We start from the raw sequence: 23,778 nt of genomic DNA, 5'->3' as shown, positions 1-23,778 counted from the left end.
CAGCAAAAGCTGCTGCCACTGTGCGCTTGTTCTGTAAGTTTTCATCACCTGCTCCGAATTTATCATTGAGCAGGTATTTTTAGATAATCAGAACATCGATGCTAGGTGTGGTTCGCTAGACGCTTACTGTAAAAAGCCTAACAAGCCGGTGGCAAAACCTGCGCCATAACCACCGTAGCGGCCAAAACAATCAAGTAAACCCAGCGGCTCACCATTTAATGCAACTACTCGAGTGTTACAGAGCTTTTTACCAGGGGTTTGACCGCGCCATAGTAATGAAAATAGTGTGAAGTACACAGCAGCCCAGCCAAAACCCAAACCTAAATCTTGAATAATACCTTTGCCCCACTGCAAAATACTGTGTGTGGTTGTTTGTTTTGGTTTATCTTCAATTAACTGAGTAGGCTTTATTTCGTTGTTCTCACTAAGCACTAATAATTGTAAAAGTACTTTTGCAAGTTGTGGGCTTTGTAAGTCGTCCATTTCGGCTAATTTGGGTACTTGCCCTATCAAATTATCAAGCGCATTTAGTTGGCAAGGTTGCTCACAGCTTTCGTCTGCTGTTTGCACTAAGTAGGCATTTACCTGCTTTTTTTCTGTGGAGGTAAGCTGAATGTCATCCTGTATTTTTACGCCTTGAACAGTTAAGCCTTGATCAGCGTTGTCGCTTTCTAGGTAATCTATGCCAATTGAAAGCACAGCGAGAGCGCTTACAAATAAAATACTTGCTGCTACTATTTTTAGTATTCTTCGCCACACACTCGACATTTTAGGAAGGTATTGCTGCGCCGTTCCTTTGTAAAAAGCCATCGCAGCAACGAATGCAATAATAGTTGCACTGAGCTTTGCAGCTAAGAATATTAATGCTACATCGATAATCATAGCTAATGCGCGCCGAGTCGGCGAAGCCAAAGGCAAGCCAAGTAAAGCATTATCAACCTCAAAGGCATACGGCGTGATCACTTCTCGGGTTTCGGCTTTAGATAACGCTAATTGTTCTAGTTCTTGTGCTTTCATTATTATACTTGTTATTAAAATAGGTAACGCGGTTAAATTACGCGCTTTTTAATTTTTGCTCAAGCGAATAAAATCAATAACGAGAGTTCACATTGAAAATAGCCGCTAGGTGTAGATTAATTCTCAAAAGAGTGAACAATTAATCTATCGTATCGTATTAAATATAAAAGCTACGAGGAAGAGCTCATGACCACCAAACAACTCTCATCACTATTTGTTTTTAACTTACTGTTTGCTACCACCGAGGCAAACGCTAATGCTCGCTGGTATGTGGTTAATGATTCGGTGATGGGTGGCATTTCTAATAGTCAGGCTTTGTATGAAAACGACAATTTAGTGTTTACAGGCAACGTATCGCTTGCAAATAATGGTGGGTTTGCTTCTATAAGAACACCATTGGATGTAAAAAACCAAAACATCACTAAAATAGTGCTGCGTGTTAAGGGTGATGGTCAAACCTACCAACTACGCTTAAGAACTAATAAGTACATGGATGGAGCAGCTTATACACGCTCGTTTAGTACCACACAGAGCGAGTGGCTTAATATTGAGTTTTTACCTGAGGATTTCCAACTTACTTATCGCGGGCGATTACTTGAGCAACAGCCTACAATTAGCTTTGATGATATAAAGCAGCTTGGGTTTATGATTGCAGGTAAACAGGCGGGGGAATTTAAGCTTACTATTGGACAAATTAAATTTGCGAGTGAATAACTAACAATGTAATGACCGCTTAGTTATATAAACGATCATTAGCTACAATTTTCTAGGATTCTATTGCCAATAATTCCACATCAAAAATAAGCAATGATGCAGGCGGGATGCTGCCTACTCGCTTTTCACCATAGGCGAGCTGATGCGGTATATAAAACTGAAATTTATCGCCCGGACTCATCAGTTGTAGGCCTTCGGTCCAACCTTTAATAACTTGGTTTAAGCCAAAGCTAATCGGCGTTTTACGCTCTACTGAGCTGTCAAATACAGTGCCATCAATTAAAGTGCCATGATAATGCACTTTCACCATACTCGTTGGGCTAGGTGTATTTTCGCTCTGTCCTTTATGGATTATTTTATATTGCAAGCCAGATGCGGTTTCTTGAACGCCTTCTACCTTTGCATTAGCAATTAAATAATCACTTTCAATTTGCGCGTTAGCGATTGCTTGCTGCTTGGCTTTTTTACTGTTTTTAAAAATTAAAACACAAAAAATCGCAATAACAATCAGTAAAATTATATTGATCATAACTCCCCTTTTTCATCTTCTGAGTCGTGGTCTTTTTCGTCGCTGTTATCGCCATTAACAATATCAGCAATGTCTTTTAAACGCGCTAATGCAATGCCATTGACTGAGTCTTCTGGGTAGTGTTCATCAACCATATCACCCGCTTCAATATCCATTAATAAGTTTAGCGCTTGGTCAACGGTTTCCACAGCATAAATATTAAACTTACCTAACTCAACGGCATTGAGTATTTCGTCATCAAGCACCAAATTAACTTGGTTCGATTTAGGAATAATAACCCCTTGCTCGCCCGTTAAGCCGCGCATTTTACATAGCTTAAAGAAGCCTTCTATTTTCTCGTTTACACCACCAATTGCCTGCACATCACCATGCTGGTTGATTGAACCAGTTAGTGCAATAGACTGACTAATTGGTAGGCTGGTGATTGCTGAAATTAGCGCACAAAGTTCGGCTAATGAAGCGCTATCACCGTCTATGTAGCCATAACTTTGTTCAATGGCGATATTCGCACTGAGTGTTAAGCTAAAGTGCTGCGCGTATTTGTTACCTAAATAACCGGTAAGCAGCATTACCCCCTTTGAGTGAATTGCTTTACCCAGCTCGGCTTCGCGTTCCACATCAATAACGCCGTCAGCGCCGGCGTAAACGGTTGCAGTAATGCGTGCAGGTGTGCCAAATGAGGTGTCACCAATGTGCAGTACCGTTAAACCATTAACTTTACCTACGGCTTGCCCGTCGGTAGCTATTAAAGTGTGCCCTTCTTTTATATCGCTGAGCATGTTTTCGCTAATTTGCCCTGTACGGTATTGTTTGCCTTCTATGGCTTCGTCAATATGGCGAGCATCAATCACCGTCAACTTATCTTGCTTAGCGTAAAAACTGGCCTCAGCCACAAGCTCTAGTACATCGGCAAAACGAGCTGATAGCTTATTATGGTGCTCTGCTTGGCGATAACTAAATTTAAGTAATCGCACCATTGCTGGTTCGTTTAACGTGCACTTTAATGTTTGCTCGCAGTAATCGCTCACTTTAGTAATAAACTGATACTGCAGCTTATCGCTACTTGGTAAGTAATAATCAAAATCGGCAAGTACTCTAAATAACTCGGCAAACTCTTCATCGTATTCACCGATGGTGTAATAAAGCTCACGTGAGCCAAGTAGGATAATTTTTACATCAAGCGGTATTAACTGCGGGCGAAGCGTAAAGCTGCTGCCAACAACACTGTCTTGGTAAGGTAAATCATTTTTAATTTGATGGGTTTTTAGCGATAGTTTTAACCCATCCCACACTTGGGGTTGAGCCATTACTTTTTCAGCGTCCATAATTAAATAGCCGCCATTGGCGCGGTGCAGCGCACCAGGCTGAATTGAGCGATAACTAGTAATTAACGACCCTTGCGATGTGGCATATTCAATTTTGCCAAAAATATTACCAAAGGTTGGGTTTGGCTCGTAAACAACCGGTGCCGCATCGCCTTCTTTGTATTCAACTAAAATATTTGGCGCAAAAAAGTCGGTAAGCATGCCTTTACGGTCAAAGTCTTCTTTGTTTTCTTCGCTTTCGCCTTCATCATCAAGCCATTCGAGCACGGCATCAATAATTTCTACACGTATATCTTTTAAATAACGCAGCACACCAATATGGCTGGCGTATTTATGTTCTAAATCTTTTAATAACGGTTTAGTGGCTTGCTCAGCAGTAGACTTTTTAAGATTACGGAGCTTTTCTTTGGATTCACGTTTCCAGCGCGGTAACTCAATAAGCGCTTCAATGAGGGCATCTTCTAATTTTTCTATGCGCTCAAAAAACATTTCGCGTAAATCATCTTCCAAATCAGAAAATTCATTATCGGTAAGTTGCTTACCATCAATTAACGGTGCAAACCCGACCACGCCTTTTTCTTCAATTAATGCCACGCTTTGCTCAAGCGCAGCTATTTCTACCGCGGTAATTGCGCCGTCGTAAGCATCGTTAAATTCACGGTCTATCGATTTTTTCTTACGCTGATAAGCAGGGTTATCAAATGCAGCAGGAAAAGTGTCGAGCACTTCATCAATAAATGAGTCAATATCATCGGCTAATTGTTTGCTTTGCCCTGCATGCATAAATAACGCAATAGGCTCACGGTGATCGTCGTAGTTATTAACATATAACCATTCATGCGGTGTTGTGCGCTCTTTAGCGTGTTGTTTTAATTTGTCTTTTACTAAAGTAAAACGCCCGTGTGCCGCCTCTCCCATTACATAAACATTATAACCGGGTAGGTCCATTCCTAAAGAGAAGTCCAAGGCACTTTGCGCACGTTGTTGGCCTATAAAGGTAAGTTGCTCTGGGTATGGGTTGCTCATGCAGGTGTTTACATGGCTCGATGAAATACTCGGTGCAAGATTTGATACGGGTAGTGGCAGCAATTTTTTCGTCATTCTAACTTCTTTTTTTACCAGCATATTCGCTAGGTTTTGGACATATTGAGTGGCTATATAAGCCACTCAATATTCATATTTAAGGTTGTAAAGCCTGGCGGCTAAAGTAGATGCCATCACACTGTGTACACGGAATAATTTGCGTCGCATGATAAACATCGTAGCTATGGTTGCAATTCTTACATACTAATGTGCCCATGGCTATCCATTCGCCTGCGTGATAAACACCATTATGCTTAAAATCTTCACTTAACGACTGCCATTCTAGCTGTGTTTTATCTTCAATATGAGAAAGCTCAAACCACAATGACTCTTTAAGCTCCTGCCATGCAAGCGAATTATAGTAGTTGTTATTTTCTTGTAGATGAGAAATGTCACGCATTAAGTAATTACGATAAAGCTGATATTTTTCTTCACCTAAATCTTTAAGTGCCTGCTCAGATTCAATAAATCGCTTTACTGCGGCTTTAACTTCATGCTCTTTTACATCTTTTAACCAATCGGTTAAATCACTAAGCCATGCTCTGTAATCTGCCATTTTATACTCCTTCAAAACGTCTGCTGATTTACTCTATATCATAGATAAGTATAGGTTAACCTGTACTGAAAACTAATTTACTCGCAAATTTACAAAAAGCGCCGCTTTGACGCTGTGAATAGCGCTTTATTTGGGGTATCCTATCGACAATTTTTTATTAGTATGCAAGAAGTTTGGAAACGTAAATGCAAGAGCAATATAACCCACAAGACATAGAGTCAAAAGTCCAACGCTACTGGGAAGAAAACCAAGTATTTAAAGCCACAGAAGATGAGAGCAAAGAAAAATACTATTGCCTCTCAATGTTTCCTTATCCAAGTGGTCGACTGCATATGGGTCATGTGCGTAACTACACCATTGGTGACGTGGTTTCTCGCTTCCAGCGCTTGCAAGGCAAAAACGTAATGCAGCCTATGGGTTGGGATGCGTTCGGTTTACCAGCAGAAAACGCGGCTATTAAAAATAAAACAGCCCCTGCAAAGTGGACTTACGAAAATATTGATTACATGCGTAACCAACTTAAGCAATTAGGTTTTGGTTACGATTGGGATCGCGAAATTGCGACTTGCCACCCAGAATATTACAAATGGGAACAATGGTTTTTCACTAAGCTTTACGAAAAAGGCCTAGTGTACAAAAAAATGTCAACGGTTAACTGGGATCCAGTGGATCAAACTGTATTAGCTAACGAGCAAGTAATTGACGGCCGCGGTTGGCGTTCAGGTGCGGTAGTAGAACAAAAAGAAATTCCTCAGTGGTTTATTAAAATTACCGACTACGCACAAGAGCTATTAGACGATTTAGACAAATTAGAAGACTGGCCTGAACAAGTTAAAACCATGCAGCGCAACTGGATTGGTCGCTCTGAAGGCTTAGACATAGAATTTACACGTACCGATAACAACGAAAAATTTAGCGTATACACTACGCGCCCAGATACATTTATGGGTGTAACATACCTAGCCGTTGCCGGTGGCCACCCTATTGCACAAGAAGCGGCGAAAAATAGCGACGCGATTGCAATGTTTGTTGAAGAATGCAAAAACACTAAAGTTGCCGAAGCAGACATGGCAACTATGGAGAAAAAAGGCATTGCAACGGGCTTTTACGCTACTCATCCATTAACGGGCGAGCAAGTACCAATTTGGGTTGCTAACTTTGTATTAATGCATTACGGCTCAGGTGCGGTAATGGCAGTACCTGCTCATGACCAACGTGACTTTGAATTTGCAACAGCCTACGGCCTCGACATTAAACAAGTTATTGCCCCTGCTGAAGGCTCTGAGCTTGAAGTAAACCTAGCCCAAGAAGCATTCACCGAAAAAGGTGTACTGGTTAACTCAGGTGAATTTGATGGCCTTGATTTTGAAAACGCCTTTAACGCTGTTGCCGACAAACTAGAAGCATTAGGTGTGGGCGAGCGTAAAGTAAACTTCCGTCTACGCGATTGGGGCGTAAGCCGTCAGCGTTACTGGGGTTCGCCAATTCCAATGCTGAGTGATGAGAACGGTAATGAGCTTGCTGCCACTGAAGATATGCTACCAGTGCGTTTACCAGAAGATGTGGTAATGAATGGCGTTACCTCACCAATTAAAGCCGACCCAGAATGGGCTAAAACGACTGTAAATGGTGTACCTTCCACTCATGAAACTGATACTTTTGACACCTTTATGGAATCATCATGGTATTACGCTCGCTACTGTAGTCCGCGCCATGACGAAGGCATGTTAGATCCAGCAGCCGCTAACTACTGGTTACCAGTAAACCAATATATTGGTGGTATTGAGCATGCAATTTTACATTTATTGTATTCGCGCTTTTTCCACAAATTACTACGTGACTTTGGTTTAGTTAATTCAGACGAGCCATTCGACCGCTTACTTTGTCAAGGTATGGTATTAGCTGAAACATTTTATCGTAAAGATGAAAAAGGCGGCGATATATGGATTTCGCCAAGCGATGTTAATACCGAAACCGACGAAAAAGGCCGCGTAACCAAGGCATGGCATAAAAAAGATGGTGAACCTGTATTCTCATCTGGCATGAGCAAAATGTCTAAGTCGAAAAACAACGGCATAGACCCACAAGAAGTAATTGCCCAATACGGCGCAGATACCGTGCGTTTGTTTATGATGTTTACTGCACCACCAGAGCAAACGCTTGAATGGTCAGATTCAGGGGTTGAAGGCGCGCACCGTTTCTTAAAACGTGTATGGAAATACGCGGTAGATGTTAAAACGGTTGGCTTCCAAGCACTTGATAAATCAGCGCTTACAAATCCGCAAAAAGTACTTCGTCGTGAGCTACATAAAGCGATTGCAAAAGTGAGCGATGATGTTGAACGTCGTCAAACATTCAATACGGCAATTGCCGCAATTATGGAGCTATCTAATAAGTTATTAAAAGCGCCATTAAACGATACTCAAGATGTTGCCATTGCAAACGAGGCATTAGAAGCATTGCTTATTATGCTAGCACCAATAACACCGCATTTATCGCATCAGTTATGGCAAGATCTAGGTAAAGAAGGTGATATTTTAGATGCAGCATGGCCAAAAGTTGACGAATCTGCCCTAGTTGAAGATGAAAAACTAATCATAGTACAAGTAAACGGTAAATTACGTGCAAAACTAACGGTTGCAGCTGATGCAACGCAAGAGCAAGTAGAAGCACTCGCGTTTGCAGAATCTAACGTCACTAAATTTACTGATGGTGCAACAATCCGCAAAGTAATTTATGTACCCGGTAAATTACTTAACGTGGTAGCTAACTAATATGGCTGCTTTAAATGCCATTAAAAACGGACTAGCCTTAGTGCTAGTCTGTTTTTTGTTATCGAGCTGTGGCTTTCACCTTAAAAAAGCATCAAGCCTACCCGATGATTTAAAACAGCTAACCTTGGTGGGTGATGATCAAAAATCAGCGTTGTTTAGCTATTTGCAAACAGAGTTGACTATGAGCGATGTTACTTTAGTCCCTGCGAGTAAACAGTCTGCGCAACTTTATTTATTTAAAGAGCAGCTAGAGCGTCAAACCTTATCGTTGTTTCAAAACGGACAAGTAGCAGAATATGAACTGGCATACAGTGTGAGTTATGTTGTAAAACGTCCAAAACAAGCAGCCATTGAAAAACGTTTTGAGCTTTACCGTAATTACCAAGATGACCCTGACAACGCACTAGCTAAAGCAAAAGAGCTTGAACTGCTGATCAGCGAAATTCGCCAGCAAGCGAGTCGTCGAATTGTTAGAGAGTTGTCGCAACTATAATGCGTTGTTATGCAAATCAGCTGCCTAGCGAATTAAAAAAAGGGTTAAAACCCTTTTATTTGGTCTTTGGTGAAGAGCCTTTTCAAGAGGCACAATGTGTACAGCTCATACGCGATAGCGCAAAAGCGCAAGGTTTTGATGAAGTAATTAAATTCACTTTAGCCCAAGGCTTTGATTGGCAAGAAATCATTGCACAATATCAAAGTATGTCGTTATTTAGTGCGCGTACGATTATTGAGCTTGATTTAAACCAGCAAAAACCCGGTACCCCCGGCGCAAACACCTTTAAAAAGGTCGTTGAGCTTGAAAACCCTGACACCATTTTAATTGTTAAAGGCGCCAAAGCAAGCCAAGATGTGCAACGCGGTGCGTGGTTTAAAGCACTCGATAAGCAAGGGCTATTTGTACCCTGCTATCCGCTTAGTGGTAATCACTTAAAACGTTGGCTCGATGAACAGTGCCAACGCTTGTCACTCAATTTACAAAACGAAGCGAAGCTTAGTTTAATTAATGCCACTGAAGGCAATTTACTGGCTTGTTTTCAAGAGTTAGAAAAACTGTCGCTAATACATGGTAACGCTCTCATTACCCAACAACTGGTGATGCAAGGGCTGCTAAACCAATCTAAATTCGATATTTTTGATTTAAGTGATGCCCTGTTAAACGGCCATACTACACAAGCAATAAAAGTATTAAATAAGCTTGCCAGTGATAATACTGAAGTAATGAGTATTTTGTGGGCCATCAATAAAGATCTAAATACCTTACTCAGTGTACAGCAAGGGTTACTGCAAGGTGAGTCATTAGCCACCCTGTTTAAACAAAAAGCGATTTGGAAAAATCAGCAAGCGCCAGTCCAAACAGCGATAAACAGACTTAACATTGACACCCTTGAAAGCATTAGCAGTGAACTGGCATTATTTGATGCAAGCTACAAACAAGGCGCATTAATTGCCCCCTATCAAGCATTGGCACATATTTGTATTAAGTTTTGCCAACCGCTCGATATTCCACTGCCGTGTCATACTAACCCTCAGTAAAGGGAAAATATCATGATTGCAATTTTTGGTGGCACTTTTGACCCCGTTCATTTGGGGCACCTTAATATGGCGCAGCAATGTGTGGCTACTTTTGAATTACACTCACTTTATTTTATGCCCTGTGCAATACCCACACACAAAGCGGCACCGGGGATCAGCACCGAGCATCGTATAGCAATGCTTAAAGCGGCAATTACAGCTTACCCAGAGTTTAAGCTTGATTTACGGGAGCTACAACGCAGCGGGCCTTCTTATTCTTTATTAAGCTTGCAAGAGTTAAGAGCTGAAAATCCCGATACCCCTATTTTATTTTTGATTGGTATGGACTCATTCAACAACCTTGATAAATGGTATCAGTGGCAAACAATAACTCGTCTTTGCCATATAGTGGTGTATCAACGCCCAGGTCAAAACTGTGATGTACAAGGTGAACTTAAAGGCTACAAACAACAGGCTGTGACCAAAGATATTTCCCTACTGAACGAAAAAAATGCCGGACACCTTTACTTTTTAGAAGGAGAACAGCTAGATGCCGCATCCAGCACTATCCGTCAAGCGCTTAAAAAAAGCATTAAAAAGAGTGAACTATTACCCGACACCGTGAGTCACTATATTGAGCAGCACCAGCTTTATCAAGAGTGATTGGTATAAACCCCTCAGCGTGTTAAAATGACCGCTATTAAATTTTAAATTGAGACAAAACCTTGGATTCGAAACAACTACTCGCTTTTGCACTAGACAAAATTGACGATATGAAAGCACGTGATGTGATTCAACTTGACGTAACTGGCACCTCAGACGTAACCGATTACATGATTGTATGTTCAGGCACATCAAGACGTCATGTACTGTCAATTGCTGATAACTTAGCAAAAGAAGCTCGTCACGCTGGTGAAGAGCCTATTGGCTATGAAGGCCAAAGCGATGGCGAATGGGCACTCGTTGATTTAGGTGATGTGATTGTTCACGTTATGCAAGATCAAGCACGTAGCTATTACGATCTAGAAAAGCTTTGGGGCTAATAGCTCCCTATTTTAGACAACGCTTGGAAGTAACGTCGTGAAAATACAAATGATTGCTGTTGGTACAAAAATGCCAGCATGGGTAGAAACAGGTTTTGCAGAATATCAGCGCCGCTTTCCCAAAGATATGGCACTGGAACTAATCGAAATACCTGCTGGTAAACGTGGCAAAAACGCAGATATAAAGCGTATTTTACACACCGAAGGTGAAAAAACCTTAGCCGCCATACCTAAAGGCAATCGTATTGTCACACTAGAAGTAACCGGTAAAGCATTGGATACTCATCAGCTAGCGAAAAACATGGAAAAGTGGCAACTAGATGGTCGCGATGTCAGTTTACTGATTGGCGGACCTGAAGGATTAGCCCCCGAGTGTATTGCAGCCTCTGAGCAGAAGTGGTCGTTATCAAATTTAACGCTTCCGCATCCCTTAGTACGCATTATTGTAGCTGAAAGTCTTTACAGAGGCTGGAGCTTAAATAACAACCACCCTTATCATCGCGAGTAGTTTCTTGCCATGCTAAAACGAAGACCCACTATTCGCGACCACTCAGCAGAAGCTAATTTATTTGCTCGGCGTGCATTTGTGGGTTTTATTTTTATATTAGCCTTAGTAGCCATATTATTGTCTAACTTGTACACCATTCAAGTTGACGACCACCAAGATTATCAAACTCGCTCTAACGATAACCGTATAAAAGTAATCCCTATTGCACCTAATCGCGGACTTATTTACGACCGCAACGGTGTTTTACTGGCTGAAAACAAGCCCGTTTATAACCTTGAAGTGATCCCCGAAGAAGTTGACGATTTAACTGCCTCATTGAAATCAGTCAGTAAAATTATTGATATTACCGAGCAGCAGCAAGCTGATTTCCTTGATGATATAAAGCACACTCGCCGCTTTAAAAGCCAAGTTCTTAAAGCTCGCTTAAATGAAAACGAAGTAGCGATGTTTTCAGTAAACCAACATAAATTCCCAGGGTTTAGTATTGAAGCGCGTTTAGCCCGTTATTACCCGTTTGGAGACACCTTAACCCATGCCTTAGGCTATGTTGCTAAGCTCAATAAAAAAGAATTAAACAAGCTTGAGCAACAAGATGAAGCCACCAATTATAGAGCGACCCATGATATTGGCAAACTGGGTATCGAAAAATACTACGAGCCATTACTTCATGGCCAGGTCGGCTCACAGCGAGTTGAAGTAAATAACCGTGGTCGTATTATTCGCACCTTGAGTATGGATCCACCGCAGCCGGGGGACGATTTAGTACTTACTCTCGATATTGGTTTACAACAAATAGCCCAACATTCACTTAAAGATATGCGCGGCGCTATTGTGGTTATGGATGCAAAAGATGGCGGCGTTTTAGCGCTGTATTCAAACCCAAGCTATGATCCTAATTTATTTGTGCACGGTATTAGCAGTAAAGACTATAAAGCCCTGCTTAACCCTGATCGCCCGCTTATAAACCGTACCACCCAGGGGCGCTACGCACCAGCATCGACTATTAAACCGCACATGGCTATTTTGGCATTAGAAGAAAACATAGTACAAGAGACCACCACCATGTGGGATCCCGGTTTTTTTCAAATACCCAATGTAGAGCATAGATGGCGAGACTGGCGACGTTGGGGCCATGGCCATGTTGATGTTTACAAAGCAATAGAAGAGTCATGCGATACATATTTTTACGATGCAGCCTATCGCATGGGGATCACCAAAATAAGTAACTTTATGGCACGTTTTGGTTTTGGTGAGCTATCAGGCATTGATATTCATGAAGAAACAACCGCTATTTTGCCCTCAAAAGAGTGGAAAGAAGATCGTTTCAAAGAGTCATGGTGGCGTGGTGATACTATTTCTGTAGGGATTGGCCAAGGTTATTGGACTGCCACCCCAATTCAAATAGCCAACGCGACTAATATTCTAGTTAACCGGGGAATAAATCATCCTCCTCACTTAGTGCAAGTGGCTAAAAAAGAAGACCAGATCACCCAGCTCAATAATGAAGAAAAGCCACCTGTTGTTCTCAATAATGAGGATAACTGGCGCATCGCTATTGATGCAATGCATAACACGGTTAAAAAGACCACCGGTACAGCACACCGTGCGTTTAAAGGGGCTACCTACGACCCTGCAGGTAAAACCGGTACAGCCCAAGTGGTCAGTATTGCTCAGGGCGAGCGTTACGATGCCGATGCACTCAAAGAGCGCCAACGCGATAACGCCATTTACGTCGGTTTTGCCCCTTACAACAATCCACAAATTATAGTCTCTATTGTGGTAGAGAATACCGGCGGGGGTAGCTCTGTAGGTGCCCCCATTGCGCGCCAATTAATGGATTATTATTTTGCAGCTAACCCAATTCAATCCTCAGGGAGTAAAGTACCATGACGGCTTTACATAATAAGCGTTCTATTTGGCTGCGCCTGCATATCGACTTGCCACTGTTAATTGCTTTATTACTGATGATGGCTGGCAGTATCACCATAGTTTATAGTGCCTCGGGCCAAGATTCGGCCATGATGATCCGCCATATAACCCGTATGGCTGGTGCAATTATTGGCATGTTTGTTTTAGCGCAAATCCCACCTACGACCCTAAAACGCTTAGTCATTCCCATGTATTGCTTGGGACTACTTATGCTGGTTGGGGTACTTCTATTTGGTGTAAGTTCTAAAGGGGCTCAACGCTGGTTAGATTTAGGTATTACCCGCTTTCAACCCTCAGAATTAATGAAACTAGCGGTTCCAATGATGGTTGCTTGGTATATTGGCCGTCACCATTTACCCCCTCGTCCGCTGCATTTAGTGATTGGCTTTGCCATTGTTATGCTGCCTACCCTACTTATTAAGGAACAACCTGATTTGGGCACCTCAATTTTGATTGCCAGCTCGGGTGTGTTTGTATTGTTTTTATCTGGTTTGAGTTGGCGTTTAATTGGCTTTTTAAGCTCTATTGTGGCCTTAGCTGCATGGCCTTTTTGGCACTATGGTATGCACGATTATCAAAAACAACGCGTTTTAACTTTTTTAGATCCTGAGAGCGATCCGCTTGGTTCTGGCTATCATATTATTCAATCAAAAATAGCGATTGGCTCAGGCGGTATTGAAGGCAAAGGCTGGTTGCAAGGCACACAATCGCAGCTAGAATTTTTACCTGAGCGACATACCGACTTTATTTTTTCTGTACTGAGTGAAGAGTTTGGCTTATTTGGTGTATGTGTTTTACTTAGTTTGTACTTATTCATCATTGGCCGTGGATTATTTATTGCAGTTAATGCACAAGAGGCCTTTGGCAAGTTACTCGCAGGTTCACTAACACTGACATTTTTCGTTTATATTTTTGTAAACATAGGCATGGTCTCGGGTCTATTACCAGTTGTAGGCGTCCCCTTACCATTAATTAGTTATGGCGGCACCTCAATGGTGACCTTGATGGCTGCGTTTGGCATTATTATGTCGATTGCCACAGAAAAAAGGATGCTCTTAAAATAATGCGCCTTTATAAACAGTTTATAATTATTACTCTGATCAGTTTCTTTTTAAGCGCCTGTAGTAGTTCAAATAGCCGTTACAGTATGCGCCATGATGCCGCACCACTGCGGGCACCGACCGAATTAGAAATGCAAGATGCTATTGTTACTCAAGTAATAAAAAGCGCTAGCACCACACGCCCTTACGAAGTGTTGGGCAAACGTTATACCCCTATGCTCGATGAAACCGGTTATTCAGAAACTGGCATTGCTTCATGGTATGGCCGAAAGTTTCATGGGTATCACACCTCTAATGGCGAAATTTACGATATGTTCGCCATGACGGCAGCCCATAAAACCTTACCATTACCGAGTTTTGTACGCGTAACAAATACAGCCAATGGCCAATCTGTTATAGTACGGGTTAATGATCGTGGACCCTTTCATGATGATAGAATCATTGATCTTTCCTATGCTGCGGCCTACAAACTTGGCTACCACAAATACGGTACAGCACAGGTTAAGCTTGAAGCGATTACTCTTGCAGATACCCATGCGCGAAAAACCTACGTTCAAGTAGCAGCGGGCAGTACCTTAGCCAATATAGAGGCATTGGCACAGACACTACGAGAGCAGTATAAATTACCAACAAATATCGTCGAAAAAGATGCTATTTATAGATTGCATTTAGGGCCAATAAAAGATGCCCATCACGCGCAACAAGTATTAGAAACACTAAAACAAAATCAATTTCAAAACGCGTTCTTGCTTTACACTCAGTAAGCCCTTTAGAATAGGGAGAATGCATATTTTTAACTTTAACCATTAATGAGTATGATGAAATCTATTAAACATAAAATTCTTACTGGTGTTTGCGGCTTAGTTTGTTCTGCCGCCGTTTTTTCAGCCACCGCACAAATTATTCCAGCCCCTCCTCAAGTTAATGCTAAAGGTTACTTTTTGGTGGATTTCACCACAGGTAAAGTGATTGCAGAAGGTGAAGCCGATACAAAACTTGCCCCTGCTAGCTTAACTAAAATGATGACTAGTTACGTAATTGGTACAGAAATTAATGCAGGTAATATAGCACCTACCGATATGGTGACTATCAGCGAAAAAGCATGGGCAAAAAACTTTCCTGAATCATCAAAAATGTTTATTGAAGTAGGTAAGCAAGTTAGCGTAGATGATCTTAATCACGGCATTATTGTACAATCGGGTAATGATGCCTGTGTTGCTATGGCTGAGCATATTGCTGGCAGCGAAAGTGCGTTTGCAGACTTAATGAACGCTCATGCCGAAAAAATAGGCATGACGAATACTCATTTTGTTAATAGCCACGGCCTTGATACGGATGCGCATTACACCACCCCACGCGACATGGCCACATTAGGCGCTGCCCTTATTAAAGATGTGCCAGATGAATACGCTCTTTATAAAGAAAAATCTTTTACCTTTAATGGCATAAAACAATATAACCGTAACTCGTTGTTATGGGATGAAAGCTTAGATGTTGATGGTATCAAAACAGGCCACACGTCTGATGCCGGTTACAGCTTAGTCACCTCGGCGACAAAAAACGACATGCGTTTAATTGCGGTAGTTATGGGTACTTCGAGTGAGCGCGCACGTAAAGTTGAGAGTAAAAAACTACTTAACTACGGCTTCCGCTTTTTTGAAACAATTACGCCTTACAAAGCGGGCGATAGTTTTGCAGAGCAACGCATTTGGATGGGTAATAAAGAGAATGTCTCTTTAGGTATTTTAGAAGACACCCCTATTACGATTCCTCGTGGCCAACATAAAAACCTTAAAGCAAACTTTGAGCTTGACGATACGCTTGAAGCACCTTTAGCTAAAGGCACTAAAGTGGGCACACTGTTTTTACAACTTGAAGGCGAAGATATTGCACAATATCCGCTAGTTACACTTGAAGAAATACAAGAAGGTAGCTTCTTTAGTAAAATATATGACTACTTACGCTTACAAATAATGTAAGCATCAGTAAAGTAATATGAACGCCTCCTTTGTGAGGCGTTTTTTTTTGCTTGAAAAGTGCTAGAATGCGCCCCATATATACCAATCGTATTGAATGACTATCGTTGGCTTAGGTCAAAAATAACATCATTTCAAGATTGTCATTAGCCTGTCAGTTTAAAGCTTAACGTATAAGTTAAGCCAACACTTTTGTTTGAGGAGTTCCCGTCGTGGTTGAACCTGTTAAAAACACTAAATTTGATGAGTACTTAGAGTACCCTTGCCCGTTTACATTTAAAATAATGGGTCTTGCAAACGTAAACTTAACTGATCAAATTTTAGAAAAGTTACAACCTATCGCTCCGGGTGATTATGCGCCAAAAGTAAAACCGAGCAGTAAAGGTAACTATGAGTCAGTCACTTTAGTGGCCACAGTAACCAGTGGAACTCATATCGAAGAAATTTATAACGTGATCAGCAACATCGATGACGTACGCCATATGCTTTAAGCCATAGCTGAGATTGATTGTGAACGAAAACACCTTAATCGTACGCCAACTTGGGCGCCAACGTTACAAGCCAATATGGCAAAAAATGCAAGATTTTACCGATACCCGCGATGAAAACAGCGCAGATGAAATTTGGCTGGTAGAACACGAAAGTGTATTTACTCAAGGTCAAGCCGGTAAAGATGAGCATTTATTATCGCCAGGCGACATTGAAGTGATTAAAGTTGACCGCGGTGGACAGGTAACTTACCACGGCCCAGGTCAGCAAATGATGTATGTATTATTTAATTTACGTCGTTTAAAAATTGGGGTGCGAGAGCTGGTTACTTGGCTTGAAGAGTGCATCATTGAATCGCTTGCAGAGTATGGTATTAACGCATACGCGAAAGCGGATGCCCCTGGTGTTTACGTTAACGACAGCAAAATTGCCTCTTTAGGTTTACGAGTTCGTCGTGGCTGCTCATTTCATGGCTTAGCATTAAATGTTAACATGGACTTAAGTCCATTTTTACGCATCAACCCATGCGGTTATGCGGGCATGAATATGGTGCAAACTAAAGAATTAAATGGCCCTCAAAACCTTGAAGCTGCAGGTCAAGGGCTGGTAAAACACATGATCAAAAAGCTTAATGCAACACAGGTTAAGCATACTGAAGGGTTTGAAAACGAATGAATAAACCAGTCAAAATGGAACCAGGTGTAAAACTACGCGACGCAGAAAAAATGGCGTTGATCCCCGTTAAAGTTTTACCAACAGAAAAAACCGAAATGCTCCGTAAGCCAGAGTGGCTTAAAATCCGCTTACCTAAGTCAACCGAGCGGATTGACGGCATAAAACAAGCAATGCGTAAGCATGGCCTTCACTCTGTATGTGAAGAAGCCTCGTGCCCTAACTTATCAGAATGTTTTAACCACGGTACTGCGACCTTTATGATTTTAGGGGCTATTTGTACACGTCGTTGCCCATTCTGTGATGTTGCACATGGCCGTCCATTAAAGCCCGATGCAGCAGAGCCTGAAAAGCTTGCACTGACCATTAAAGACATGAAGCTAAGCTACGTAGTGATCACTTCGGTAGACCGTGATGATTTACGTGACGGTGGCGCTCAGCACTTTGCCGATTGTATCCGTGAAATTCGCAAGCACAATCCAGAAATCACCATTGAGATATTAGTCCCTGATTTTCGTGGTCGTATGGACAGAGCACTCGAAATTTTAATTGAAACGCCGCCAGACGTATTTAACCACAACCTAGAAACAGCGCCACGTTTATACAAACTTGCGCGCCCAGGTGCCGATTATAAATGGTCTCTTGAGTTATTACGTCGTTTTAAAGAAGCGCATCCTGAGGTTAAAACCAAATCTGGCTTAATGGTTGGCCTTGGTGAAGAAATTAGCGAAATCGAGGAAGTACTTCGCGATTTACGTGCTCATAACGTTGATATGCTAACTGTAGGCCAATACCTGCAACCGTCTAAGCATCATTTACCCGTTAAGCGTTACGTGCCACCTGCTGAATTTGACGCACTAAAAGAATATGCTGATGAAATTGGCTTTACTCATGCGGCTTCAGGCCCATTTGTACGTTCAAGCTATCACGCTGATCAACAAGCGGCAGGTAAAGAAGTAAAGTAACCTCTCGCAATATAAAAAACCGCCATTAGGCGGTTTTTTGTTTTTTTAGCGGTTATTTTTACTGTTTATAAAATAACGTTAGGTTAAAGCAAGGTTACTTGAGATAATTATGCTTGAACCCATTATTTAGGTTATATATGAAATTATTAGTTCGTAACTTATCACGTGCCACTACTGAGCATGAACTTCGTACATTATTTACAGCTCACGGTAAAGTGACCACCTGTAACTTAGTACTCGATAAAGAAACAGGCCAGTCTAAAGGCTTTGCCTTTGTAGAAATGCCTAACGACATTGAAGTTAAAGGCGCGATTAAAGCCCTTAATCAAACCACAGTAGACAAAAGCAAAATTCGCGTAAAACTAGCGGATGCTTAATGCTACTGAGCTAAAGCCTGCATACCGGCTTAATTAAGCACACCACAAAGTGTAAGCTGTTTAAAAACGGGTTACACTTTGGCCACTCCCCTTTTTTACTACTAATACCTAGACGTTATTTAATAAAGCCTGCAATACTTGCTTTTTACTGACAATATCGCGATACAAAGCAAACTGATTTCTTGCTCTGTCTAAATTATGCGTGTCATATTTAGTGGTAAAATAATTATCGCCATCAAGGTAGTCAGTTAAAAATCGTAAACCAATCATAAACGGCATTACTTTAGCACCTAACCAAAAGCTTTGTTTTTCTGCTGCGGTTAAAATATGTTTAAGTGGCTCAACATAGCCTTTGACAATTGCTGCAAAAATATCTTCTCGTACACGTACCTTATCAAGTGCGGTAGAGTCTTCTTGCTCCGCACAGCAAAACGTTCTTACCATGTCGCCAAAATCATTGAGCCAATATCCTGGCATACAGGTGTCTAAATCAATCACCGCTTTAGCTGCGCTTGAGTGTGAGCAAAATAACATGTTATTAATTTTGGTATCGTTATGGCATGCACGAACAGGAATTTCACCGGTTAATGCGCTTAGCTCATCAACCAATGAAAGTTGTGTTAAACAAAAATCAACCTCTGCTTGGCAATTTGCTAATCGTTGCTGTGGATTGTGGCTAACAAGCTGTTTAAATGACGCAAACCGCATAGCTAAATTATGAAAGTCAGGGATCACTGCATGCAACTTACTCGCATCAAAATCAGCTAAAGCCGCAGCAAATTGGCCAAATGCGTTTGCAGCTGTATATGCTTGCGCAGAGGTGTTTACTACATCTTCACTGTAGCTATCGTCAATTAGTTCAAGTGCTCGCCATGTGCCCTCTTCTGCTTGAACTAAATATTCCTGCTTAACTGTTGGCACATGATGTAAAATAACTAAATTAAATTCACCTAATTGCTGCTTATTGCTTAAGTGTTTTTCAATCAGCCTGGCATTATCGACCAACTGTTGTGGCTTTGGAAAAACCACTGTATTAAGCTTTTGTACCACCAGCACTTGCTGCGTCGACTTTAACAACATGGTGGTATTAATATGCCCACTGCCTATTGGTTTAAAACTAAGTATTGGATCTTCCATACCAAAATGCGCTGATAAAAAGGCTGCTAATGGGATTGAACTCATGGTTACTTCACTCTTTGGACTCAAACGAGGATAATTAGGGACGTTTATACTTGGCGTAATGCACGTAAGTGTGCAGCAATATTCACAAGCTCTGCTTTATAGGTCACACCATACCAAGACTCGCGGGCGGTATAAATAAAAACAGTTTGTGCATTGGTTTTTATTACCTGTTCAATTTGGTTAGGCAAAAAATATTCTTGCTGTGTAGCGGTATTGTATTGTGCTAAAAACGCTGTAAAGCCTTGCTCTAAATAATCAAACAAGCAAGGGGTTATCCCCCAAAAGCTCATAGAGCCAAGCGCATTTGGGCTAACTTTTTCACGTAAACCCTGTGGGTTATCGCCAAAAATATGCTCAGACTGTTGTTGAATATTCAAATACTCGGTTACGGCAACAAGCTTTCCATTCGCAATATTACATACCCCACGATTAACACCACCATGCTCAGAAAGAGTATCAACAATCGGATACCCTACCATTGCCCATTCAGCGCTTTTTTTGAAATGCTCACTAAGCAATAAAAATGAAGACGCACCATAATAATCGTCTGCAGTGATCACAATAGCGGGGTTATTAATGTGGGCTTTGGCACACAACAGAGCATGACCTGTTCCCCAAGGCTTTACTCGATGGCAAAGTGTTGCTTTAAATTGTTCGGGCACCTGTTCAATGTTTTGCTCCACCAGCACCAAATCTAGATCACTAGGTAATCGGGGCAAAATAGTACGCTCTATTTCACTGCGTACCGCTTGGTTTATGATCAGCACCACCTGCGTCACGCCTGCAGCATGCGCATCAATAATACTCAGCTCCATAATAGTGCAATTTTGCCCTGGAATCTCTGCAATTTGTTTATTGCCACCAAAGCGACTACCTAAGCCACCCGCAAGTACAATCAAACTCAGTTGATGTTTTTTCATTTAGAGACTGCGCATTTAAGAGGGTAATTTACCAAGCCAAGTTTGTAACCACGGCTCGGTGACAGGCCACGGCTCAAAGTCTTCACAAGCATCAATTTCTAATCGATTACCTACAGGTTTAGCTTGTAAGTCACGTAGTAATTCATCAAAACTACGCCCTGCACCGCAAAACGTATCACCGTAACTTCTATCACCCATAGCCACGATGCCAAATGGCTTATTAGTTAACATTGGAAAGGTGCTGTTAAGCTGATTATAAAGCTCTGCCAAGTTAGCGGGTATATCACCTTGGCCTGTTGTTGAGGTAACAATTAAAATATGCGATGCATTTTTTATATCTTCTAAATTTGGCTCTGCGAATACGCTTACCTGATGGCCGGCTTGCTCAATGGTATCGCTCATTTGCTCACTTAAACGTTCAGCACCACCGTACACGCTGCCTACAAAAATACTAATATGTGCCATTAATAATCCTTTTCTTCACTTGGCCACCCTAACTGTTTGCAAATACTCAATATTGCATCACCTAGAGGCGCTTTAATTATTATCGATTCATTACTATAAGGATGAACAAAACGCAGTTCTGTAGCAAATAACATTAATCGTCTAAGAGAAAAGTGTTCTCTAAAAAACTGATTGTGCTGGTTATCACCATGATTAACGTCGCCAATTATCGGTAATGACAAATGCTTTAAATGGCGGCGAATTTGATGTTTACGCCCTGTTTTAGGGAAACACTCTACCAAAGAATACCTAACTGTTGGGTATTTTCCTATGGGGATAGGCAATGCAGCTTGATGCAAACAGTTAAACTGTGTTTGTGCTTCTTGAGCAGCCTTATCCTGATCGGCAAATTTATCAGCGATTTTGTCTAGCTCTTCTTTTAACGGTTTATCTAAAAAAACAGATTCAGGCGCAAATCCGCGCACTAGAGCTAAATAACGCTTTGAGATCGTACCCTCAATAAACAGCTGATTCATATCACGCGCGGCTTCTGAGCTTAGAGCAAACAGCAACACACCCGATGTCGGCCTATCAAGACGGTGCACAGGAAAAACATGCTGACCGAGTTGATCGCGTAGCATTTGCATTGCAAATTGAGTTTCATGCTTATCTAAAAAGGAGCGATGAACAAGTAAGCCTGATGGTTTATCAATCGCTACATAGTTCTCATCTTGATAGAGAATGTTCAGTTCGCCGTATTCAACTGGCGCTGGACGTTCAGTCATCTGACTCTCCAAGCAATGAATCTAATTGCGTCAGCAAAGAAATAATCTCTTCGCTTCCGGACTTATCAATGAGTGTCATTTGCGCCATAGGAGCAATCGCAAAATTACGCGGTAACGGTTGTTTCATTGTAATAATCTGTTGAATTTTTTCTATAAATACAAACTGTAACCACTGTTCAAATGCAAGCGTATCATGGCAAAAAGGCACGCTTGAATGCAACAATGCAGGATCAATCGGTTCATTTCGCCAAAGCTGATGCTTTTTAAGTAGCGCAGTTAATTGTGTTAAATAGAGTTGGGTTTGCTCAGTCATAATCACCCTTTACTTTGTATATTGCACAATTATACCCTGTTCCCTCAACAGTCGCTATGGCGTATAATTAGCGTAATTTTGTAGTAAAAACAGTTGGAAATTCATGAGTGAACATATAGCCACATTAGGCCAGCTTTTAGACGGTGCAGGAACTCAATGGCGTGCTTTTGATATTGGCAGGCATATTACCAAGCTTGATAAACAACAATTTTTAGCTGTTGAACAAGCACAAGTTCCTTACCCTTACCCATTAGCAGGCCATGCATGGCTAGCAATTCAATTTTGGGACAGTAAAGCCAGTAAAGAACCTTATGTTTGGTTTTTAAAATTTCCACTTGATGAACAAAGTAAACTTGTTAGTGCCAGCCGCGACCATTTTGCAGATATGGTAATTCAAGCACTAGGAACAGAAATAACCGGCGAGCAAGCCGATGGCAAACTCGATAATAACCCGTACGTATTTACTCCTAACGCAAATAAATTAGCAGCGTTTAATGCGCAAGTTAAAGTGTTATTAAAACAACCAGCCTCACAGTATTACGAACATGCCCAGCTTTATTTTACCGGCCAGATTGGTTTTGATAATTGGCAAAGTGTGGCACTACAAGGCATTGCTGATTTTGCTTATCGCCTCAACAGTGCTGATAACTTAAAACACTTACACGCTGCGTGGCCTAATTTACCTGTTGAAGTATTACAACCATTAAGCGCAATGCTTGAACACATCGAAATACCACCCACGTTAAGTGAGTTAATGTTAAGTTATGGACAAACCGCCCTTAAGAATAATGATGTGGTTACGGCTTCTGCCGCGCTTCGCGCCATATCATCAGGGCAAGCAACAGGGCTTAGCGCACAACTGGTTGACTGCGCTTTAGAATCTACGCTTGGGCAAGACTCAGACATTTTATTAACTATTGCAGGTCGCTGCTTTAAACAATTAGAAGAGCCACAGCGTTTGCATGTATTTATGGATAACTGTGCGCACCATGAGAAAATAGCTGAGTTATTTCCCAGCATTTTTGCAGATTTAGTTGCAATTCCAACTATTCGCCCACATTTATTAGCATTACTACGTAAAGAAAACAGAAGCGAGACGTTAGCTCGCGCAATTGGAAGGTTATTCTCTTAAATGGCTAGTTTATGGACGTTCATACTTATTGGGGCTGTAATTTATTTTTTTTGGCTAAATCGTAAAATAGCCGAAGCAGCGAACGTTCATGCCAAACGCCAAAGTGAGCAATTGCAGGTACAACTAATGAGTGTGGCTTGTAGCAAGCGTCGGTTTGGCATTTTAAAAAGTGGTAAACCGGGCATGAAAAGCGAATTTATTTTTGAATTTTCAAGCGATGGTGAAAATGCTTATCAGGGAGTGTTAATCATGGAAGATGAAAAGCTAAAAAGTGTGGTTGTGCCACCACATAAGATATAATTTTTGTAAACAAAAAACCAAGGCGTAACCTCAGTTACGCCCCAATTGCCAACATCCTGTAAGGTATCCTTTACCTGATCCTTGTTTATCATCCACTGAACGAGCAAACTACCCTGTTAGCCCTCCATTGCATCCTGCAATATCCTCTTGCCGCCTTGGCCGTCCTGCGTAA

The 23,778-nt window shown here is 41.5% G+C and carries 26 protein-coding genes; 17 read left to right on the top strand and 9 right to left on the bottom strand.

Annotated features, from left to right (window positions below):
- Window positions 1-123: 123 nt before the first annotated feature.
- Window positions 124-1,017 carry an RDD family protein gene (locus BW139_RS07670; protein ID WP_076919268.1) on the bottom strand — a complete coding sequence of 298 codons (894 nt, stop codon included), beginning with the start codon at window positions 1,015-1,017 and terminating at the stop codon, window positions 124-126.
- A 186-nt stretch (window positions 1,018-1,203) separates the two neighbouring features.
- On the opposite strand from BW139_RS07670, the gene BW139_RS07665 reads away from it, so the two are divergent.
- On the top strand, window positions 1,204-1,731 hold the full coding sequence (locus BW139_RS07665; protein WP_076919267.1) for a CIA30 family protein: 528 nt from the start codon (window positions 1,204-1,206) through the stop codon (window positions 1,729-1,731).
- Window positions 1,732-1,783: 52 nt separating this feature from the next.
- On the opposite strand, the gene BW139_RS07660 is transcribed toward BW139_RS07665, so the two are convergent.
- The 3 genes from BW139_RS07660 to BW139_RS07650 all read right to left on the bottom strand — a co-directional run bounded on the left by BW139_RS07660 (window position 1,784) and on the right by BW139_RS07650 (window position 5,224).
- Window positions 1,784-2,260, bottom strand: coding sequence for an FKBP-type peptidyl-prolyl cis-trans isomerase (locus BW139_RS07660; RefSeq protein WP_076919266.1), 477 nt, complete (start codon window positions 2,258-2,260; stop codon window positions 1,784-1,786).
- The gene (locus BW139_RS07655; protein ID WP_254844953.1) at window positions 2,257-4,686 is read right to left on the bottom strand and encodes a Lon protease family protein; all 2,430 of its coding nucleotides are present in this window, start codon (window positions 4,684-4,686) and stop codon (window positions 2,257-2,259) included. The genes BW139_RS07660 and BW139_RS07655 overlap by 4 nt, the downstream gene beginning before the upstream one ends.
- A gap of 79 nt (window positions 4,687-4,765) precedes the next feature.
- The gene (locus BW139_RS07650; RefSeq protein WP_076919264.1) at window positions 4,766-5,224 is read right to left on the bottom strand and encodes a zinc ribbon-containing protein; all 459 of its coding nucleotides are present in this window, start codon (window positions 5,222-5,224) and stop codon (window positions 4,766-4,768) included.
- 185 nt (window positions 5,225-5,409) lie between these two features.
- Here BW139_RS07650 and leuS point away from each other — a divergent pair, with 185 nt between their 5' ends.
- The 14 genes from leuS (at window position 5,410) to BW139_RS07580 (ending at window position 18,530) form a co-directional block, all read left to right on the top strand.
- Window positions 5,410-7,998 carry a leucine--tRNA ligase gene (gene leuS, locus BW139_RS07645; RefSeq protein ID WP_076919263.1) on the top strand — a complete coding sequence of 863 codons (2,589 nt, stop codon included), beginning with the start codon at window positions 5,410-5,412 and terminating at the stop codon, window positions 7,996-7,998.
- Between the two features lies 1 nt (window position 7,999).
- Window positions 8,000-8,491, top strand: a complete 492-nt coding sequence (gene lptE / locus BW139_RS07640; protein WP_008109462.1) for an LPS assembly lipoprotein LptE — start codon at window positions 8,000-8,002, stop codon at window positions 8,489-8,491.
- On the top strand, window positions 8,491-9,531 hold the full coding sequence (holA, locus tag BW139_RS07635; protein ID WP_076919262.1) for a DNA polymerase III subunit delta: 1,041 nt from the start codon (window positions 8,491-8,493) through the stop codon (window positions 9,529-9,531). Before lptE ends, holA begins: the two co-directional genes overlap by 1 nt.
- Before the next feature lie 12 nt (window positions 9,532-9,543).
- Window positions 9,544-10,173 carry a nicotinate-nucleotide adenylyltransferase gene (nadD, locus tag BW139_RS07630; RefSeq protein ID WP_008109459.1) on the top strand — a complete coding sequence of 210 codons (630 nt, stop codon included), beginning with the start codon at window positions 9,544-9,546 and terminating at the stop codon, window positions 10,171-10,173.
- Window positions 10,174-10,235: 62 nt separating this feature from the next.
- Window positions 10,236-10,553 carry a ribosome silencing factor gene (gene rsfS / locus BW139_RS07625; protein WP_008109457.1) on the top strand — a complete coding sequence of 106 codons (318 nt, stop codon included), beginning with the start codon at window positions 10,236-10,238 and terminating at the stop codon, window positions 10,551-10,553.
- Window positions 10,554-10,590: 37 nt separating this feature from the next.
- On the top strand, window positions 10,591-11,061 hold the full coding sequence (rlmH, locus tag BW139_RS07620; RefSeq protein WP_008109455.1) for a 23S rRNA (pseudouridine(1915)-N(3))-methyltransferase RlmH: 471 nt from the start codon (window positions 10,591-10,593) through the stop codon (window positions 11,059-11,061).
- Window positions 11,062-11,070: 9 nt separating this feature from the next.
- Window positions 11,071-12,951, top strand: a complete 1,881-nt coding sequence (gene mrdA, locus BW139_RS07615) for a penicillin-binding protein 2 (protein WP_008109445.1) — start codon at window positions 11,071-11,073, stop codon at window positions 12,949-12,951.
- Window positions 12,948-14,054: a rod shape-determining protein RodA gene (gene rodA, locus BW139_RS07610; protein WP_076919261.1), complete on the top strand. Its 1,107-nt coding sequence runs from the start codon at window positions 12,948-12,950 to the stop codon at window positions 14,052-14,054. Before mrdA ends, rodA begins: the two co-directional genes overlap by 4 nt.
- Entirely contained in the window at window positions 14,054-14,815 is a 762-nt protein-coding gene (locus BW139_RS07605) for a septal ring lytic transglycosylase RlpA family protein (RefSeq protein WP_076919260.1), read from the top strand. The genes rodA and BW139_RS07605 overlap by 1 nt, the downstream gene beginning before the upstream one ends.
- 54 nt (window positions 14,816-14,869) lie before the next feature.
- Window positions 14,870-16,030, top strand: coding sequence for a serine hydrolase (locus BW139_RS07600; RefSeq protein WP_076919273.1), 1,161 nt, complete (start codon window positions 14,870-14,872; stop codon window positions 16,028-16,030).
- Window positions 16,031-16,239: 209 nt separating this feature from the next.
- Complete coding sequence (gene ybeD, locus BW139_RS07595; RefSeq protein ID WP_076919259.1) at window positions 16,240-16,518, top strand: DUF493 family protein YbeD; 279 nt, start codon at window positions 16,240-16,242, stop codon at window positions 16,516-16,518.
- 19 nt (window positions 16,519-16,537) lie between these two features.
- The gene (gene lipB / locus BW139_RS07590; protein WP_076919258.1) at window positions 16,538-17,191 is read left to right on the top strand and encodes a lipoyl(octanoyl) transferase LipB; all 654 of its coding nucleotides are present in this window, start codon (window positions 16,538-16,540) and stop codon (window positions 17,189-17,191) included.
- Window positions 17,188-18,153, top strand: a complete 966-nt coding sequence (gene lipA, locus BW139_RS07585; protein WP_008109434.1) for a lipoyl synthase — start codon at window positions 17,188-17,190, stop codon at window positions 18,151-18,153. The genes lipB and lipA overlap by 4 nt, the downstream gene beginning before the upstream one ends.
- A gap of 137 nt (window positions 18,154-18,290) precedes the next feature.
- Complete coding sequence (locus BW139_RS07580; RefSeq protein ID WP_008109433.1) at window positions 18,291-18,530, top strand: hypothetical protein; 240 nt, start codon at window positions 18,291-18,293, stop codon at window positions 18,528-18,530.
- Window positions 18,531-18,638: 108 nt separating this feature from the next.
- Here BW139_RS07580 and BW139_RS07575 read toward each other — a convergent pair whose 3' ends face one another.
- From BW139_RS07575 to BW139_RS07555, 5 genes are read right to left on the bottom strand one after another with little or no spacing between them, the layout of a single operon-like run.
- Window positions 18,639-19,712: a phosphotransferase enzyme family protein gene (locus tag BW139_RS07575; protein WP_076919257.1), complete on the bottom strand. Its 1,074-nt coding sequence runs from the start codon at window positions 19,710-19,712 to the stop codon at window positions 18,639-18,641.
- A gap of 44 nt (window positions 19,713-19,756) precedes the next feature.
- Complete coding sequence (locus BW139_RS07570; RefSeq protein ID WP_076919256.1) at window positions 19,757-20,632, bottom strand: NTP transferase domain-containing protein; 876 nt, start codon at window positions 20,630-20,632, stop codon at window positions 19,757-19,759.
- 15 nt (window positions 20,633-20,647) lie between these two features.
- The gene (locus tag BW139_RS07565) at window positions 20,648-21,097 is read right to left on the bottom strand and encodes a flavodoxin (RefSeq protein WP_076919255.1); all 450 of its coding nucleotides are present in this window, start codon (window positions 21,095-21,097) and stop codon (window positions 20,648-20,650) included.
- Window positions 21,097-21,861, bottom strand: coding sequence for a tRNA pseudouridine(65) synthase TruC (gene truC, locus BW139_RS07560; protein ID WP_076919254.1), 765 nt, complete (start codon window positions 21,859-21,861; stop codon window positions 21,097-21,099). Before truC ends, BW139_RS07565 begins: the two co-directional genes overlap by 1 nt.
- Complete coding sequence (locus tag BW139_RS07555; RefSeq protein WP_010388258.1) at window positions 21,854-22,174, bottom strand: YqcC family protein; 321 nt, start codon at window positions 22,172-22,174, stop codon at window positions 21,854-21,856. The genes truC and BW139_RS07555 overlap by 8 nt, the downstream gene beginning before the upstream one ends.
- Window positions 22,175-22,277: 103 nt before the next feature.
- On the opposite strand from BW139_RS07555, the gene BW139_RS07550 reads away from it, so the two are divergent.
- A complete protein-coding gene (locus tag BW139_RS07550; protein ID WP_076919253.1) occupies window positions 22,278-23,306 on the top strand; it encodes a DUF3549 family protein in 1,029 nt (342 codons plus the stop codon).
- A complete protein-coding gene (locus BW139_RS07545; protein ID WP_008109417.1) occupies window positions 23,307-23,606 on the top strand; it encodes a DUF3301 domain-containing protein in 300 nt (99 codons plus the stop codon).
- Window positions 23,607-23,778: the final 172 nt, after the last annotated feature.

The organism is Pseudoalteromonas sp. SK18, assembly GCF_001974855.1.
Taxonomy (GTDB): domain Bacteria; phylum Pseudomonadota; class Gammaproteobacteria; order Enterobacterales; family Alteromonadaceae; genus Pseudoalteromonas.
This window is presented reverse-complemented; position numbering and strand designations above follow the sequence as displayed.

Bases quoted from the DNA above. Each gene is read 5' to 3' on its own strand.
- BW139_RS07670 (WP_076919268.1), bottom strand. From the start codon at position 1,017: ATGAAAGCACAAGAACTAGAACAATTAGCGTTATCTAAAGCCGAAACC.
- BW139_RS07665 (WP_076919267.1), top strand. From the start codon at position 1,204: ATGACCACCAAACAACTCTCATCACTATTTGTTTTTAACTTACTGTTT.
- BW139_RS07660 (WP_076919266.1), bottom strand. From the start codon at position 2,260: ATGATCAATATAATTTTACTGATTGTTATTGCGATTTTTTGTGTTTTA.
- BW139_RS07655 (WP_254844953.1), bottom strand. From the start codon at position 4,686: ATGACGAAAAAATTGCTGCCACTACCCGTATCAAATCTTGCACCGAGT.
- BW139_RS07650 (WP_076919264.1), bottom strand. From the start codon at position 5,224: ATGGCAGATTACAGAGCATGGCTTAGTGATTTAACCGATTGGTTAAAA.
- leuS (WP_076919263.1), top strand. From the start codon at position 5,410: ATGCAAGAGCAATATAACCCACAAGACATAGAGTCAAAAGTCCAACGC.
- lptE (WP_008109462.1), top strand. From the start codon at position 8,000: ATGGCTGCTTTAAATGCCATTAAAAACGGACTAGCCTTAGTGCTAGTC.
- holA (WP_076919262.1), top strand. From the start codon at position 8,491: ATGCGTTGTTATGCAAATCAGCTGCCTAGCGAATTAAAAAAAGGGTTA.
- nadD (WP_008109459.1), top strand. From the start codon at position 9,544: ATGATTGCAATTTTTGGTGGCACTTTTGACCCCGTTCATTTGGGGCAC.
- mrdA (WP_008109445.1), top strand. From the start codon at position 11,071: ATGCTAAAACGAAGACCCACTATTCGCGACCACTCAGCAGAAGCTAAT.
- rodA (WP_076919261.1), top strand. From the start codon at position 12,948: ATGACGGCTTTACATAATAAGCGTTCTATTTGGCTGCGCCTGCATATC.
- BW139_RS07605 (WP_076919260.1), top strand. From the start codon at position 14,054: ATGCGCCTTTATAAACAGTTTATAATTATTACTCTGATCAGTTTCTTT.
- BW139_RS07600 (WP_076919273.1), top strand. From the start codon at position 14,870: ATGAAATCTATTAAACATAAAATTCTTACTGGTGTTTGCGGCTTAGTT.
- lipA (WP_008109434.1), top strand. From the start codon at position 17,188: ATGAATAAACCAGTCAAAATGGAACCAGGTGTAAAACTACGCGACGCA.
- BW139_RS07580 (WP_008109433.1), top strand. From the start codon at position 18,291: ATGAAATTATTAGTTCGTAACTTATCACGTGCCACTACTGAGCATGAA.
- BW139_RS07575 (WP_076919257.1), bottom strand. From the start codon at position 19,712: ATGAGTTCAATCCCATTAGCAGCCTTTTTATCAGCGCATTTTGGTATG.
- BW139_RS07570 (WP_076919256.1), bottom strand. From the start codon at position 20,632: ATGAAAAAACATCAACTGAGTTTGATTGTACTTGCGGGTGGCTTAGGT.
- BW139_RS07565 (WP_076919255.1), bottom strand. From the start codon at position 21,097: ATGGCACATATTAGTATTTTTGTAGGCAGCGTGTACGGTGGTGCTGAA.
- truC (WP_076919254.1), bottom strand. From the start codon at position 21,861: ATGACTGAACGTCCAGCGCCAGTTGAATACGGCGAACTGAACATTCTC.
- BW139_RS07555 (WP_010388258.1), bottom strand. From the start codon at position 22,174: ATGACTGAGCAAACCCAACTCTATTTAACACAATTAACTGCGCTACTT.
- BW139_RS07550 (WP_076919253.1), top strand. From the start codon at position 22,278: ATGAGTGAACATATAGCCACATTAGGCCAGCTTTTAGACGGTGCAGGA.
- BW139_RS07545 (WP_008109417.1), top strand. From the start codon at position 23,307: ATGGCTAGTTTATGGACGTTCATACTTATTGGGGCTGTAATTTATTTT.